This is a genomic window from Natronorubrum amylolyticum (assembly GCF_052040145.1).
GTDB lineage: Archaea > Halobacteriota > Halobacteria > Halobacteriales > Natrialbaceae > Natronorubrum.
The window spans coordinates 379,872-395,440 of the sequence record NZ_JBPPFW010000002.1 but is presented as its reverse complement, the minus strand read 5'-3'; the positions used below and the strand labels follow the sequence as shown (position 1 = coordinate 395,440).

Genomic DNA, 15,569 nt, shown 5'->3' with positions numbered 1-15,569 from the left:
TTGTATAACCGGGGAATACCTACGCGTATGAGAACGCCAGCACCCGATACTCGCCCGGTAGGATTGACGATCGCGGGGAGCGACTCCGGCGGCGGCGCCGGGATCCAGGCCGACCTCGCGACGATGGCCGCCCACGGCGTCTTCGGGACGTCCGCGATCACCGCCGTTACCGCCCAGAACACCCGCAGTGTCGAGTCCTCGCACGTCCTGCCGCTCGAGGAGATCGAGGCCCAACTCGAGGCCGTCACCGGCGACTTCGACGTCGGGGCCGCGAAGACGGGGATGCTCGCGACGACCGACGTCGTTCGTTTCGTCGCCGACCGCGCAGAGTCCTTCGAGTTCCCGCTGGTCGTCGACCCCGTGATGGTCGCGACCTCCGGCGACCGCCTGCTCGAGCCGGAAGCCGAACGCGCCTACGAGGATCTGCTGGGCGCGGCGACGCTGGCGACGCCGAACGCCGACGAGGCCGAGGTGCTGACTGATATCGCGGTCGGCGACGAGGAGAGCGCCCGCGAGGCGGGCGAGGCGATCCTTGAGACGGGCGTCGACGCGGTGCTCGTCAAGGGCGGGCACATTCCCGGCGAGCAGGTTCGGGACACGCTCGTCACGAACGACACCGTTCGCGTGTTCGAGCATCCGCGTATTCGGACGGAGGCGACTCACGGCTCCGGCTGCACGCTCGCCGCGGCCATCGCGGCCCGCTTGGCGAAGGGGGAACCGCTCGAGACCGCCGTCGAAGGGGCGACGAACTTTCTCGCCCGCGCGGTGCGGTACTACTACGACGTGGGGGAAGGCCACGGCGCGGTCAACCACTTCGTCGACCTGCGAAACGAAGCGAGTCGGAATCTGACAGCCGAGGAGGTCCAGGCGGTCGTCGACCGGTTCGTCGAGCGCGACGTCTCCCTCCTCGTCCCCGAGGTCGGGATGAACGTCGTCGGCGCGACCCCCGCAGCCGAATCAGTCGCGGAAACCGCGGCCGTCGAGGGCCGGATCACGCGCACCCTCTCGGGCGTCCAGCCGAACCGCGGCGTCCGGTTCGGCGCCTCGAGCCACATGGCTCGCTTCCTCCTCTCGGCCCGCGAGTTCTTCCCGACCCTCCGGTTCGCCGTCAACTGCCGCTTCGGCCCGGACGTCGAGGACGCCCTCGAGGACCTCGAGTGGGGACTCGCGGCGTACGACCGAGACGAAGAGCCCACGGATGTCAAAGAAACCGAGGGCAACACGATGGGCTGGGGTGCCCGACAGGCGTTCGGCGACCGCGAGGAGCCGCCGGCGGCCGTGATCGACCGCGGCGACGTCGGGAAGGAGGCGATGACGAAACTCGTCGCGAGCGATCCGGAGACGCTCGCAGATCGGGTGCTGGAACTCGACGAGGCGGTCGTGACCGACGACGAACCGGCGCTCGAGGGGGTGGGCCGGTGAGCGCATCCGACCTCGAGGTTGGCGTCATCCTCCCGCAGTACGGCACGGACATCGGAACCGTTCGTGAGACGGCACTCGAGGCCGAAACGCTCGGCTACGACGCGGTCTGGCTCGAGGACCACTTCCAGTCGTGGATCGGCGACCCGCGCCGGGCGACCCACGAGTGCTGGACGACGCTCACTGCGATCGCCGAAGCCACCGACGAGATCCGACTGGGGACGCTCGTCACGAGCCAGTCCTACCGCCATCCCGCCGTGCTGGCGAAGATGGCGGCGCAGGTCGATCGGATCAGCGACGGCAGACTCGAACTCGGCCTCGGTGCGGGCTGGTACGCCGAGGAGTACGACCGGTTCGGCTACGAGTTTCGGGAGCCGCCAGCGGAACGGCTCCGTCGGCTCGCCGAAACCGTCGAAATCCTGCAGGGGCTGTGGACGAACGAGACGTACAGCCACGAGGGCGAACACCTCGACATTGACCTCGAGGACGCCTTCTGCGAACCGCATCCGGTTCAGGAGCCCCACCCGCCGATCTGGATCGGCGGCGGCGGCGAGCAGTTTACCCTACGGTACACCGCCGAACTGGCCGACGGCTGGAACTACGGGACCCTCGAGCCCGAGGGCTTCGCCGAGAAGCTCGCGGTGCTCAGAGAACACTGCGAGAGCGAGGCCAGATACGACGAGATTCGGAAATCCGCGGAGCTGTTCGTCTTCGTCGGCGAGACGACCGAGGCGGCCGAGCGAAAGCGCGAGCAGTTCCGAGACGAGTTCCTGCCCGACGAGCCCACCGAGCCACGGGAGTTCTTCCTCGCGGGCTACGTCGAGAGCGCGCCGACGGGGACGCCGAAAGAAGTGCGCAACCGACTCGAGGCGTACGCCGACGTTGGCATCGAAACGGTGATGCTCTCGGTGCCAGACGCGGCCGACGGCGAGGATGACAGTCTGGCGCGGTTAGCCGACGAACTGCTCGAGTAGTCCGCCGCGGCGAAGACATCGCCTCGCTATCGTCGATAGCGCTGGGTGACTCGGCGGCCGCCTTCGGACCCGTCCACGACCTGCTCGGCCGTTCCCGTCTCGTCGAGGATCGTTCGAGTCCCCGTACACCCCTCACGCCGCCGTCGTGAGGGCGTAGAGATCCCCGCTTCCGAACGCCCCGCCGAACGCGACCACGTAGAGCGCGCCGTCGACGGCCGCCATCCGACCGTCGATTCGGAGTTCGTCCTCGCGCCAGCGAACCGTGCCGTCGGGGGCGACCGCGAACAGCCCCTCGTTCGGCGTGCCGAAGTAGACGCCGTCGGCGACGGCGACCGGTTGATCGTGATAGACGCCGGTCGAGAGGTTCCACAGCGTATCGCCCGTCTCGAGGTCGAGACAGATTGTCCGCGACCCGTTCCCGCTCGGCAGGTAAACGTGGTCGTGAGCAACTGCAGGCATCGTACTCGAGCGCCCACTTCTGTCGTACGACCAGACCGTCGCGCCGTCCTCGCGGTCCAACGCTTCGAGTCGACCCTCACCGTCACAGACGAGGACGAGGTCCTCCGTGACGACCGGTGGCTCGTGGCAGTCGGTGACGTCCTCGCGTAGCCAGATCACGTCGCCGTCGGCGACCGCGGCGGCCCCGCCGTCGTCGGAGATGCTCGTCGTGTATACCGTTCCGTCTATGACCGCCAACGCACTGGGCCGAGGTGCGTCGCCGTCCCAGTCCCGTTCGCCGGTTTCGACGTCGAGCGCGAGGACGCCGTCGCCGCCGAGGGCGTACAGGTGCTCCGTCGTCAGCACCGACGATCCCCACCGGACGAACGCGTCGCTCGTCCAGAGCGCTTCGCCGTCCTCGGCGTCGAGCGCGTACGTGCCGTTGTCAGAGGAGAGGTACACCACGTCCTCCGAGAGCGACGGAATCGATCGGACGCCCGCGGCCGTGTCGGCCGTGTACTCCCAGCGACGCTCGCCGGCCGCCGTGTAACAGACGACGTCGCCGGAACTGGTGCCGAAGTAACACCGACCGTCGGCGACCGCGATACCGCCACCGAGCGAGGTGTTGATGTCGGACCCGCCGCGGGTGCGACTGGCAGTCGAGAGCTCCGCCTCGAGGAGTTCGGTGTCCGGATTGTATCCCGAGTTCGCGGAGTCGAACCCCTCGCCCGGCCAGGTTCCGGTCCCGTCGGTTCGGGGCGTCGGATCGCGGTCATCGATCGACCCCGCTTCGAAGAGTCGGTCCTCGACTGTAGAGAAACAGCCGCCGAGTGTCGCTGCGGTCGAGATGCCGGCGACCGAGTAGAGAAGGGTGCGACGGTTCATGTCGCACAATATTCATCTCTCCTCTTGAATGTTCGTTCGACGAGACGGAGTACTACCGACCGTCCGTTCGGCCGTCGGGCTCGAACGTCGGAGGTAGAACTATGCGCTCGGAGCCCGCTGCCCATCGTATGGTCGAGAACCCCTTCGACGTCGAGATTCGCGTCGGCGAAGTGCTCGAGGCTGAAGCCTTCCCCGAGACGAACAAGCCGAAGATGACCAAGCTGTGGATCGACCTCGGCGAGGAACACGGCGAGATCCAGTCCGCCGCGCAACTGGATCACCACTACGATCCCGAGGATCTCGAGGGTCGACAGGTGCTCTGTGCAACGAATCTCGGCTCGGTCCGCATCGCGGGATTCAAGTCCGAGGCGCTGACGGTCTGTGTGCCCGGCGAGGAGGAGTATCCGGTCCTCGTCGAACCGGACGAAGACGTCCCACTGGGCGGGCTGCTGTTCTGATCGGCGATCAGTTCAGCTCCCTGGAGTTCACGCCATCCGACAGTAACACTATCTGTCCGGCGGCCGTCACGGCCCCCTATGGGTGGCGAACCGCCGCCGGCCGAGGGGAGCAATATCGAGGGCGAGTCCCCGGAGGTCGAACCGACGGTCGAGACGGACGACGCGACGATCACCGACGACGCCGAACTCGAGCGAACGCTCGGGCTTTCGGGCGGCCTCGCGATCGGGATCGGGACGATGATCGGTGCCGGCATCTTCGTCTTTCCGGGACTGGCCGCGGGCCAGGCCGGCCCCGCTGCGGCCGCCTCCTTCGCCATCGGCGCCGTCGTCGCCCTGCTGGTCGCGTTGCCGACCTCCGAACTCGCGACGGCGATGCCGAAAAGCGGCGGCGGCTACTACTTCATCTCGCGGGCGCTGGGCACGCTCCCGGGCGCCGTCGTCGGCCTTTCGCTGTGGTTCGGGCTGGTGTTCGCGACGGCCTTTTACCTCGTCGGCTTCGGCTACTACGCCGTCGACACGCTCGCCGAACTCGGCATCGCCGTCGGGGAGGGGCTGGTTATCCCCATCGCCTTGTTGTTCGGCGCGGGGTTTACCGTCCTGAACGTGACGGGGACCGAGAACGCCGCGAAGCTCCAGAACGGGATCGTCGCCCTGCTGCTGTCGATTCTTGTCGCCTTTCTCGGCTACGGCGGCCTCGATGCGGTCGGACTCATCGGCGAGTCGGCGGCGCCCGAGCAGTTTGCCCCATTCGGGACGCTGCCGATCCTGACGACCGCCGCACTCGTCTTCACGTCCTACCTCGGCTTCGCACAGGTGGCGACCGTCGCCGGCGAGATGAAAGATCCCGGCCGGAACCTGCCGCTGGCGATGGTCGGCTCGGTGCTCGCGGTCGGCGTGCTCTACGTCGTGACGATCTTCGTCGCGACGAGCGCGTTCGGCAGCGAGGCCCTCGCCGGCTTCGGTGAAACCGCGATGGTCGAGGTCGGCCGTCACTATCTTGGCGCCGCCGGTGCGTTCGCCATCGTCTTCGGCGGCCTGCTCGCGACGATGTCCAGCGCAAACGCTTCGATCCTCAGCACGTCCCGGGCGATCTACGCCGTCTCGAGGGACGCCCTGCTCCCGAAACGGGCGAGTCGGATCAACCTCCGCTACGGCACGCCACACGTCGCGCTCGGGTTGGCCGGCGGCCCGATCCTCGTTCTCACCGCGACGGGCAGCGTCGAACTCCTCGCCGAAGTCGCCTCGTTCCTGCATCTCATCATGTACGGGCTGATCTGCGTCGCGCTGATCGCCTTGCGGCGGGACGAGCCGGAGTGGTACGACCCCGATTTTCGGGTCCCCGGCTACCCCCTCGTCCCGGCGCTCGGGGCAATCTGCAGTTTCGCGCTCATTGGCTTCATGGAACTCGCGTCACAGATCGTCGGCATCGCCATCATGCTCACCACCGCCGGGTGGTACGTCTATTACGCTCGGGACGTGAACCTACGAGGTGAGTTATGACCCGCGTTCTCGTTCCGCTGGCGATCCTCGAGGGTGAATCGGTCTCCCCCGGGTTGACGACGCTGCTCGAGCCGGTCGACGTGACCGTACTCGGCTATCACGAACTCCCCGAACAGACGCCACCCGACCAGGCCCGCCTGCAGTACGAAGAACGGGCGACCGAGGCCCTCGAGGACCTCGTCGAGATGTTCCGGGTCGGCGGCAGCGAGGCCGACCACCGGCTGGTGTTCACCCACGACCGGGAACAGACGATCGATCGCGTGGCCGCGGAGACGGCGGCCGACGCCTACACGATTCCCGGCGCGAGCGGGCAGATCGAGCGGGTCCTCGTCACGCTGACAGGTGACGTTGCCGTCGACCGAATCTGCTCGTTCGTCGGCGAACTGATCGGGCCGCGCGAGATCGGCGTCACGCTGTTTCTGGCGACCGACGACGAGGCGGGTGGGCGGGAGTTGCTCGAGACGGCCGCCGACACCCTCTCCGCCCGCGAGATCGACGTCAGGACCGAACTCGCGGTCGATACGCTGCCGTTCGAGGCGCTGCTCGAGGCCGGGATCGGCCACGATGCTATCGTGGTCGGCGAACAGGCTCCCTCGCTTCGCTCGCTCGTCCTCGGCGAGGAGGCCGAGCGGATCGCCGTCGAGTCGGTCGCGCCGGTGCTCGTGGTTCGGCGACTCGAGTCACCCGTGGACGACGGTAACCGGGCGGAGTGACGCTGGCGGGTCCCGTGTGCCGGCCGGCTACGGGTTCGTCGAATAGTATAACCAGCCGGCGACGAGTGAGCACAAATAATGAGTACTTCGCCGAAGGGAGACGGGTCGAAGCGAGTCGACGAACTACGGCGGCGACTCGGGCTGGGAATCTTGGGCGTGGTCGCGCTCATCCTCACGTACGCCGTCATCTACTGGTGGGCGATGGCGGCCTTCGAAGGGAGCCCGGTTCCGTTCTACAAGGCGCTACAGGTCGTCATCGAATCGGTCACGACCGCCGGCTTCGGCGGTCACGCCCCCTGGGAGGCGTGGCAGTTGAACGTCTTCGTTCTGCTGATGAACTTGACCGGCGTGATCGTCGTCTTCGTCTCGATTCCGCTCATCGTGGTTCCGCTGTTGCGGGAAGCCCTAGACACGACGCCGCCGACCGAGAGTTCGCTTCGCGACCACGTCGTCATCGCTGGCCACTCGCCGATGGACGACGTGCTGCGGGCGGAACTCGAGGAGACGGGCATCCCGTACCTGTTCGTCGAATCGGACCCCGATGAGGTGACCTGGCTCGTCGAACAGGGAATCGACGCGATACACGGCAACGCAGAGCGGGTAGACACGCTGAGAAACGCCAACCTTGAACACGCGACAGCGCTGGTGGCCGACCTGGACGACGAGACGAATCCCACTGTGATCCTGTCGGCCGACCGCGTCGCTCCGGACGTCCGGATCGTCAGCGTCGTCCAGAACCGCGATTCGGAAGCGCACCATCGGTACGCGGGCGCCGACGACATCGTCGTCTCGAAACAGAGCCTCGGCGAGAGCCTCGCGATGCGGGCGATGGAAACGGTTTCGGAGCGGTTCGAGAAGACCGTCGGGAACCAACCGGATTTCGAGATCCGGGAGTATCTCGTCGAGGGCGAGAGCGAACTGGTCGGGCAGACGATCGCGGAGGCTGACATTTTCGACCGGCCCGAGATCACCATCATCGGCGGCTGGTTCGGTGCCCGCTTCGTCGTCTCGCCGCCACCGGAGACCGAGATTCAGGAGAACTCGATCCTGGTCGTCTCCGGCGGCTACGATCACCTCGAGAACCACGGCGTCCGCCGGCTCCCGTCCCACCGACGCCATCCGGACCGCGTCGTCGTCTGTGGCTACGGTGACGTGGGACAGGCGACGGTCCGGATGCTCGAAAGCGAAGGGATAGACGTCACCGTCGTCGACTTCCGCGAAGCAGAGGGTGTCGACGTCGTCGGCGACGCGACGAGTCGAGACGTTCTCCGTGAGTCTGACGTCGAGAACGCCCGGTCGCTCGTACTGGCGCTGGACAGCGATCCCACCTCGATCAACGCCGCGATTCAGGCCAAACAACTCGCACCGAGCGTCGAGATCATCGCCCGGGCGAACGAACCGGAGAACCGCTGGAAGCTCTACAACGCCGGCGCGGATTACGTCCTCTCGTTACCGAACGTGACCGGCGAGATCCTCGCCTCGAGGCTCGTCGAGGACGAGGCGATCCTCACGTCTCACGACGAGTTTTCGTTCACCAGGACGGCGGCCCCCGCCATCGAGGGGCAGACGCTCGAGGAGGCCGACATCCGGACTCGAACCGGGTGTACGATCGTCGGCGTCGAGCGAAACGGCGACATCCGGACGGACGTCGGTGCCGACTTCCAGATCGGGTCGGGCGATACGCTCATCGCGGTGGGTGCCGACGACGCGATCGAGTCGTTCCACGAGTTGGTACGACGCGCTTGACTCGTGTCTCACTGCCCTGAGCTGCCTGAATCCGTCTCATCGTCCGCCTCGAGATACTCCCCTCGAATCACGAGCACCGGATCGACGGTCCGTTTTGCCAGCCGTTCGGCCCGGTCCCGAAACACGTAATGACGGACCGAGGGGCGACTCTCGCCGACGACCAGCAGGTCGTGATCGTCGGCCGCCTCGAGGATCTCCGTCGTCGGTGAGCCGTCGACGACGACCCTGCTATCGATTCGATCGGCGGCGACCCCTTCGTCGACCAGCGCGGTGCGTGCCGTCTCGAGCAGTTCCGCGCCCGCCTCCCGGCGAGATTCGTCCGCGGCGACGTGAAAGAGCGTCACCTCGAGGCTCGTGCCGTCGAGCACGGTCCGGAGCAGTCGAGCGATGTGGTCGACGTTGACGTCGCTCCTGATCGCGACGAGGACCGACTCGAGCACGGGTGCCGGATTGAGCAACAGGACGGCGTCACAGGATTCGTCCACCGCGACGCGTTCGAACGTCTTCAGGCGGTCGTGGGTGAAGGCGAGTCGCGTCGTCACGTCACAGTTGACGGCCTCGAACACCGTTCGGAGCTCCTCGAGTTCGGCTCGCGCGCGGTCGCCGTACTGATCTCGCGCCTGCTCCGTGGCGGTCTGGTCGGGAACCTTGCGGTAGCCGAGCAGGACGACCGGAATCGAGGCGAACGCGTCGACGATCGTCGACGGAACGGACTCTCCTTCGAGGACGTCGACCGGAACCAGGACGCGATGATCGCGGGGTGAAGACATGACTGACAGGTGGGGCGTGCTACCACGGTGGGCCACATATAGCCCCGCCAGCGGAACGGGGTACCGCTCGAAACGTCTGATCGCCGACCCCGACACCGGGAACCCGCAGGATTTTAGCGGTGGCAGAACACTCACCGCACATGACCGAGGCGACGGGTATCGTCGGGGAGTTCTTCTCGCTCAAGGAGGACACCGACGCCGATGTGCTGGCGATGCAGTGTGGCGACTTCTACGAGTTCTTCGGCGACGACGCCGAACTCGTCAGCGACGAACTCGATCTGAAAGTCTCGCAGAAATCCTCTCACGGCTCGTCCTACCCTATGGCCGGCGTCCCGTTGAAGGATCTCACACCCTATCTCAAGGCCCTCGTCGAACGCGGCTATCGGGTCGCCGTCGCCGACCAGTACGAGACCGAGTCGGGCCACGCCCGCGAGGTCGTCCGCGTCGTGACGCCGGGGACGCTGCTCGAGACCAGCGATGCGGACGCGCAGTATCTCGCGGCTATCGTCGACGGCTCGAGTGCGGCTGGCGACGGCTACGGACTCGCGTTCGCCGACGTAACGACGGGTCGATTCCTCGTGGCCGACGCCGAGGACGCCGACGACGCGCTGACGGAACTGTACCGGTTCGATCCCGTCGAGGTGTTGCCCGGGCCCGATGTGCGGTCGGACGACGAGCTAGTGAACATGGTCCGCGAGCGCGTCGACGCGGCGCTGACGCTCCACGACACGGAGTCGTTCGCGCCCAAGCGGGCGGCCCACGCCGTCCGTGAGCAGTTCGGTGCGGAGACGGTCGACCGGCTTTCGGTTGGCGACCCTACGCTTGCGGCCGCCGGCGCGATCCTCGCCTACGTCGAGGAGACCGGAACCGGCGTGCTCGCTTCGATGACCCGCATTCAGGCCCACCACGGCGACGACCACGTCACGCTGGACGCGACCACCCAGCGAAACCTCGAGCTAACCGAAACCATGCAGGGTGACCGGGACGGGTCGCTGTTCGACACGATCGACCACACCGAGACCAGCGCCGGCGGTCGGCTGCTGAAAGAGTGGCTCCAGCGGCCGCGCCGATCGCTCGAAACGCTCGAGCGTCGCCAGAAGTCGGTCGCGGCGCTGTCCTCGGCTGCGCTGGCCCGCGACGAACTACAGGATGCGCTCGGCGACGCCTACGATCTGGCGCGGCTGGCCTCGAAGGCGAGCCACGGCAGCGCGGACGCCCGAGACCTGCTTGCGGCGGGCGAAACGCTGGCCGTCCTTCCGTCGCTGGCCGACACCATCGATTCCGCGCCCGACCTCGCCGACTCGCCGCTCCCCGAAATCGTGGACCGACCGGACCGCGAGGCTGCCGAAGCACTTCGGGAAACGCTCGAGGAGACCATCGCCGACGATCCGCCGTCGACGGTGACCCAGGGCGGGCTCCTCCAGCGGGGCTACGACGACGAACTCGACGAGGTGATCGACCGCCACGAGGAGGTCGAGGGGTGGCTCGACGGCCTCGCCGATCGCGAGAAGCGCCAGCACGGACTGAGCCACGTCACCGTCGACCGGAACAAGACCGACGGCTACTACATCCAGGTCGGAAAGTCGGCGGCCGACGGCGTCCCGGACCACTACGAGGAGATCAAGACGCTGAAGAACTCGAAACGGTTCACGACCGACGAGTTGGAGGAAAAAGAGCGGGAAATCCTGCGCTTAGAGGAACGGCGCGGCGACCTCGAGTACGAACTCTTCGAGGAACTACGCGAGGACGTGGCCACCCACGCGGAGTTGCTGCAGGACGTCGGTCGGACGCTGGCGACCGTCGATGCGCTCTCGAGTCTGGCGAGCCACGCGGCCGAAAATCGGTGGGTACAGCCCGACTTACACCGCGAGGATCGCCTCGAGATCGAGCAGGGCCGTCACCCGGTCGTCGAGCAGACGACGGAGTTCGTGCCCAACGACGTGCGAATGGATGAGAAACGAGGCTTTCTGGTCGTCACCGGCCCCAACATGTCCGGGAAGTCGACCTACATGCGACAGGTCGCCTGCATCGTCCTGCTCGCACAGGTCGGAAGTTTCGTCCCCGCCAAGAACGCGGAGATCGGACTCGTGGACGGGATCTTCACCCGCGTCGGCGCGCTCGACGAACTCGCACAGGGCCGTTCGACGTTTATGGTCGAGATGAGCGAACTCTCGAACATCCTGCATACGGCGACCGAGGAGTCTCTGGTCATTCTGGACGAAGTGGGCCGCGGGACGGCGACTTACGACGGCATCTCGATTGCCTGGGCCGCCACGGAGTATCTGCACAACGAGGTCAAGGCGAAGACCCTCTTCGCCACCCACTATCACGAACTGACCGGATTGGCCGAGAACCTTCCTCGGGTCGCCAACGTCCACGTCGCGGCCGACGAACGCGACGGCGACGTCACCTTCCTTCGGACGGTACGCGACGGGCCAACCAACCGCTCGTACGGGATTCACGTCGCCGACCTCGCGGGCGTTCCGGATCCCGTCGTCGACCGTTCGCGGGACGTGCTGGACCGACTCCGCGAGGAGAAGGCCATCGAGGCGAAAGGCGGATCCTCGAGCGACCCCGTCCAGACGGTGTTCGACCTCGGCGACGGCGAGTTTCGGGGTCCGGCCAACGCCGACGGTGGGAAACCGGAAGACGGGAGCGAGTCCCTCGACCCCGAAACCGAGCGCGTGCTCGAGGACCTCGAGACTCTCGACGTCAACACGACGCCGCCGATCGAACTGGTGTCGAAAGTCCAGGCGTTGCAGGAGCGACTTGAGGACGACTAGTCGCCAGTGCTCGCGGTGGTTATTGCGATACGAGATCACCCGACTGGAGGGCCACATATCGGTACAACTATGTCTCGATGGGTTACGAGTTACCACGATGCACGAACCGGATTTCGACGTCGCGGGAAAGACCGCGATCGTCACGGGAGCGAGTCAGGGAATCGGCCAGGCGATCGCGGAGACGCTCGCCGCGAGCGGTGCGAACGTGGCGATCTGTTCGCGATCGATGGACCGCGTCGGTCCCGTCGCCGAGGGGATCAACGAGGCTGAAGACGCGGGTGACGCGCTCGCCGTCGAGTGTAACGTCCGCGAGCGCGACCAGGTCCAGAATCTGGTCGACGAAACCGTCGACGAGTTCGGCGATATCGACGTGCTGGTCAACAACGCCGGCGGCGAGTTCGTCGCGAACTTCGAGGATATCTCGGCTAACGGCTGGGAGACCATCATCGACCTCAATCTGAACAGCACCGTCCACTGCACCCAACTCGCCGGCGAGGTCATGCGCGAGGGGTCGGGTGGGGTCATCATCAACCTCTCGAGCGTGAATGGCCAGCACTCGGCGCCCGGCGAGAGCCACTACGGCGCGTCGAAAGCGGCGATCATCCGCCTGACGGAGACGCTGGCGACGGAGTGGGCCGACGACGGCATCCGCGTCAACTGTATCGCCCCGGGCCTGATCCAGACGCCCGGCGTCGCCGAGACGCTCGGCATCGACAGCGAGGCGATGCCACCGCGCGAGAAGACCGACCGACGCATCGGTCACCCCGAGGAAATCGCCGACGTCGCCCAGTTCCTCTCGAGTCCCGCCGCCTCGTTCATGAACGGCGAGACGGTGACGGTGAAGGGCGTCCCACGGGCCGGCAACTCGATGTCGCAGGATCTGGGGCTCGAGTAAGTTGACGGACTGCGATCATCGGGGAACGACGGATATGCCGAGCGTTTCGAAGTCGCCGTCGTAGGCGAGGACGTGGTCGATGTTTCGCTCTCGCATCGTGACGGCGATCATCTGGTCCGTAAACGAGATTTCGTGGTCGTCGTACGTCCGTAACGCATCGCCAACTGCGTCGAACTGCGATTCGCTTTCGTAGATCAGTTCGATCGTCTCCGAGTCGGTGATCCGGCCGTAGGCTTCGCGAGCGAGCGCCGGCGTCGCTTTCGACTGGAGCAACGTCACCAGTTCGTCGACGACGTACGTATGTGTATAGAGCGGTCGATACGGGACGATACCCTCGACGACGTCCTGAAAGAACGCTCGCGTCTGCTCGTGCTCGGCCGCCCCCGGATGAAAGTACGCGAACAGGCCGCTCGTATCGAGAAACAGCGCCGTTGGACCATCGTTGTCCGGCGCGAACCGAGGATCGCCCATCTACTCGTCACCGTAGAGATAGTCGTCGGTTTTCGTCGCCGTCACCGCCTCTCCATCATCTCTAGGCGGATCGTACGAGAAGAACGGATCGTCGGGATCTGGCTGTTCCCGCTCCGTGACGTATTCCGTCGCTGCCGCCCTGAGAGCCTCTTTCAGCGTCTTTCCTTCCCGTTCCGCGATCGATCGAAATCGTTCGTACTCGTCCGCGGAAAGCGCTGTCTGGACGACCGTCTCGTCGTTCGTTCCCATGTCCATGACCACCTTCATGGCCATGTACGAGATCAGGCGTCATAATTTCTGGGCCTCGAGTGAGACGTTCGGTCACGTCGTTCGTTCAGCGGTCATGACCAATCGCATAGCCTCGACGCGTCGGACGACAACAATAGCATCTCCGGTTCCCACAAGACGGACACGGATACTCTTCGATATCGATTACCGAACTGACCGGTCTCGACTCGACCCACTCTCGAGAGCAGGTACGTTTTTGCGCTCACCGAGAAATACTCCCGATATGGATCTTACCGAGGCACTCTCCGGAATCACCACGCCCCTCGTGACGCCGTTCGAGGACGACTCGAGCGACGTCGACGAAGCGGCGTTCACCGACCTGATCGACCACCTCCTCGAGGGCGGTATCGACGGGGTCTTCCCCTGCGGAACGACGGGCGAGTTCGCCAGTCTCTCGCGCGAGGAACACGCCCGCGTCGTCGAACTCGCGGTCGAACGCGTCGACGGCGAGGTGCCGGTGCTCGCGGGTGCAGCAGCGACGAGCGTCCACGACGCGGTCGCCCACGCGGAAACGGCAGCCGAACTCGGCGCCGACGCCGCGGTCATCACGCCGCCGTACTTCCACACGGCGAACGCTCCTGAAGGCAACCAGCGGTTCATCGAGCAGGTGGCCGACCAGTCGCCGCTCCCCCTTTTGCTCTACAACATCCCGGTCTGTACCGGCCAACGGATGGAACCGGAGACGCTCGCGGCCGTCGCGACCCACGAGAACGTGATCGGGCTGAAGGACTCGAGCGGCGACCTCGAGTACTTTCTCTCGGTCCTTCGGAACACCCCCGACGAGTTCCTCATGCTGCAGGGGTACGACGCCCTGCTCGTCCCCGCGCTGCGAATGGGGGCCGACGGCGGCGTGAACGCGCTTTCGAACGTCGCTCCCGAGCAGTACACCGAGTTGCACGCGACGTACGCCGACTCGCGCGGCGAGGAACTGCAGGACGCCATCGTCCCGCTGTTCGACGCGTGTGCGAGCTACGGCTTCGCCCCGGCGACGAAGACCGCACTCGAGTACCGCGGCGTGATCCCCACGGATGCGGTTCGGCCGCCGCTGGTCGAAGTACCCGACGAGGGTCGAGAGGCGATCGGCGAGGCCGTCGACGGGCTGATCGAGTCAGGGAACTAATAGGTCACCGGATCGAACGACGGGATGATGACCGTCATCGAAGGTGATGCGGACGGCGGAATGACCCGCGATTCCGACCCCGCTCGCGCTCCCGATCCTGCCTCCGTCGACAATCTCGAGCCCGAAACCGGCGTCGACTGGCCTGCCGCACTCGCCCTCTACGTCGCGGCCGTCGCGGCTGCGACCGTCGGCGTGATCGGGGTGGCAGCCGGTGGCTCGAGCGACGTGATCCTCGGACTCGTTCCGACCGCGTTCACGGGCGGCGTCCTCTGCGGAGCGATCGTCGCTCGAGCGACCCCGAGACTCGCGCTTCGACTCGGCGCCTGGCGCTGGCGCACCGTCGCGCTCTGTCTTCCGGCGGTGGCCGCCACGAGCTGTGTCGTCGGCCTCGCTGCGTTCGGCCACATCCCTGGGGACTGGCACCTCCCGTTCGCCGCCGCCGCGCTGCTCGGAATCGGACTGACGGGACGACTCCTCGCCTTGGTCGCTCGCGATACGTACATCGGCGCGGCCATCGATCGCGAGCGGGCGGCGACCGCAGGCTGGACGTGGTACCACTCGGGGACCCACGTCGGGATGCTCGGACTCGGACTGGGACTGCTGGCGGTCGCGGCGTTCTTCACCGTTTACCGAGGACAACCCCCGATCCGAACGCTCTTCCTCGCGTTGCTTAGCGTCGCGTTCGGCTGGGATCCGACCGTCTCGATTCCGAAACCCGGCGGTGACGCGATCACGCTCTCCCCGCTTCCGGGCATGAAGTACGAGCGGGGCGAACTCCGCGCCTACGAGGCGGGTCTGGTCTTCGAACCGAAGCTGATCCCGTCCTACCGGCGGTTCGTCCACTGGGACCGAATTACCGATGTCAGGCTGACCGAAAAGAAACTGGTGCTCGAGCGCCGCTTCCGACCCGACATCCGCTGTGATCGGTCGAACATCGACGACCTCGAGGGCGTTCTGCGGGCGCTCGAGGCGCGGGACTGTGCTCCCAGCCAACCCACAGTTTAACCACGCTCGAGCGAGAGCGAACGCCATGAACCGAGTGTGCGGAATCGGTCTCGAGCGAGGACAGCGACTGAGACCGGCCACGGACACCGCCACTCACCCAGCGC

The 15,569-nt window shown here is 66.2% G+C and carries 14 protein-coding genes; 10 read left to right on the top strand and 4 right to left on the bottom strand.

What is annotated here, in order from left to right; all coding sequences use genetic code 11:
• Positions 1–27 precede the first annotated feature (27 nt).
• Together thiD and ACSFDB_RS08290 are read left to right on the top strand one after the other, a co-directional pair.
• Positions 28–1,422 (top strand): bifunctional hydroxymethylpyrimidine kinase/phosphomethylpyrimidine kinase, encoded by a 1,395-nt coding sequence (thiD, locus tag ACSFDB_RS08295; protein WP_440770532.1) that lies wholly within the window; start codon positions 28–30, stop codon positions 1,420–1,422.
• On the top strand, positions 1,419–2,393 hold the full coding sequence (locus ACSFDB_RS08290) for a TIGR03560 family F420-dependent LLM class oxidoreductase (RefSeq protein ID WP_440770531.1): 975 nt from the start codon (positions 1,419–1,421) through the stop codon (positions 2,391–2,393). Before thiD ends, ACSFDB_RS08290 begins: the two co-directional genes overlap by 4 nt.
• 132 nt (positions 2,394–2,525) lie before the next feature.
• Here ACSFDB_RS08290 and ACSFDB_RS08285 read toward each other — a convergent pair whose 3' ends face one another.
• Positions 2,526–3,716 carry an outer membrane protein assembly factor BamB family protein gene (locus tag ACSFDB_RS08285; RefSeq protein ID WP_440770530.1) on the bottom strand — a complete coding sequence of 397 codons (1,191 nt, stop codon included), beginning with the start codon at positions 3,714–3,716 and terminating at the stop codon, positions 2,526–2,528.
• Positions 3,717–3,844: 128 nt separating this feature from the next.
• Between ACSFDB_RS08285 and ACSFDB_RS08280 the strand changes: the two genes are divergently transcribed.
• The 4 genes from ACSFDB_RS08280 to ACSFDB_RS08265 all read left to right on the top strand — a co-directional run bounded on the left by ACSFDB_RS08280 (position 3,845) and on the right by ACSFDB_RS08265 (position 8,133).
• Complete coding sequence (locus tag ACSFDB_RS08280) at positions 3,845–4,174, top strand: tRNA-binding protein (RefSeq protein WP_440770529.1); 330 nt, start codon at positions 3,845–3,847, stop codon at positions 4,172–4,174.
• Between the two features lie 78 nt (positions 4,175–4,252).
• Positions 4,253–5,674 carry an APC family permease gene (locus ACSFDB_RS08275; RefSeq protein WP_440770528.1) on the top strand — a complete coding sequence of 474 codons (1,422 nt, stop codon included), beginning with the start codon at positions 4,253–4,255 and terminating at the stop codon, positions 5,672–5,674.
• A complete protein-coding gene (locus ACSFDB_RS08270) occupies positions 5,671–6,387 on the top strand; it encodes a universal stress protein (RefSeq protein WP_440770527.1) in 717 nt (238 codons plus the stop codon). The genes ACSFDB_RS08275 and ACSFDB_RS08270 overlap by 4 nt, the downstream gene beginning before the upstream one ends.
• Before the next feature lie 78 nt (positions 6,388–6,465).
• Complete coding sequence (locus ACSFDB_RS08265; protein ID WP_440770526.1) at positions 6,466–8,133, top strand: potassium channel family protein; 1,668 nt, start codon at positions 6,466–6,468, stop codon at positions 8,131–8,133.
• An 8-nt stretch (positions 8,134–8,141) separates the two neighbouring features.
• On the opposite strand, the gene ACSFDB_RS08260 is transcribed toward ACSFDB_RS08265, so the two are convergent.
• Positions 8,142–8,903, bottom strand: coding sequence for a universal stress protein (locus ACSFDB_RS08260; protein ID WP_440770525.1), 762 nt, complete (start codon positions 8,901–8,903; stop codon positions 8,142–8,144).
• Between the two features lie 140 nt (positions 8,904–9,043).
• On the opposite strand from ACSFDB_RS08260, the gene mutS reads away from it, so the two are divergent.
• Both mutS and ACSFDB_RS08250 read left to right on the top strand, forming a co-directional pair.
• Entirely contained in the window at positions 9,044–11,686 is a 2,643-nt protein-coding gene (gene mutS / locus ACSFDB_RS08255; RefSeq protein WP_440770524.1) for a DNA mismatch repair protein MutS, read from the top strand.
• A 97-nt stretch (positions 11,687–11,783) separates the two neighbouring features.
• Complete coding sequence (locus tag ACSFDB_RS08250; RefSeq protein ID WP_440770523.1) at positions 11,784–12,581, top strand: SDR family NAD(P)-dependent oxidoreductase; 798 nt, start codon at positions 11,784–11,786, stop codon at positions 12,579–12,581.
• Between the two features lie 15 nt (positions 12,582–12,596).
• On the opposite strand, the gene ACSFDB_RS08245 is transcribed toward ACSFDB_RS08250, so the two are convergent.
• Both ACSFDB_RS08245 and ACSFDB_RS08240 read right to left on the bottom strand, forming a co-directional pair.
• Positions 12,597–13,052, bottom strand: coding sequence for a type II toxin-antitoxin system VapC family toxin (locus ACSFDB_RS08245; protein ID WP_440770522.1), 456 nt, complete (start codon positions 13,050–13,052; stop codon positions 12,597–12,599).
• A complete protein-coding gene (locus tag ACSFDB_RS08240) occupies positions 13,053–13,301 on the bottom strand; it encodes a ribbon-helix-helix protein, CopG family (protein ID WP_440770521.1) in 249 nt (82 codons plus the stop codon).
• A 262-nt stretch (positions 13,302–13,563) separates the two neighbouring features.
• Between ACSFDB_RS08240 and ACSFDB_RS08235 the strand changes: the two genes are divergently transcribed.
• On the top strand, positions 13,564–14,460 hold the full coding sequence (locus ACSFDB_RS08235; RefSeq protein WP_440770520.1) for a dihydrodipicolinate synthase family protein: 897 nt from the start codon (positions 13,564–13,566) through the stop codon (positions 14,458–14,460).
• A gap of 27 nt (positions 14,461–14,487) precedes the next feature.
• The gene (locus tag ACSFDB_RS08230; RefSeq protein ID WP_440770519.1) at positions 14,488–15,465 is read left to right on the top strand and encodes a hypothetical protein; all 978 of its coding nucleotides are present in this window, start codon (positions 14,488–14,490) and stop codon (positions 15,463–15,465) included.
• Positions 15,466–15,569: the final 104 nt, after the last annotated feature.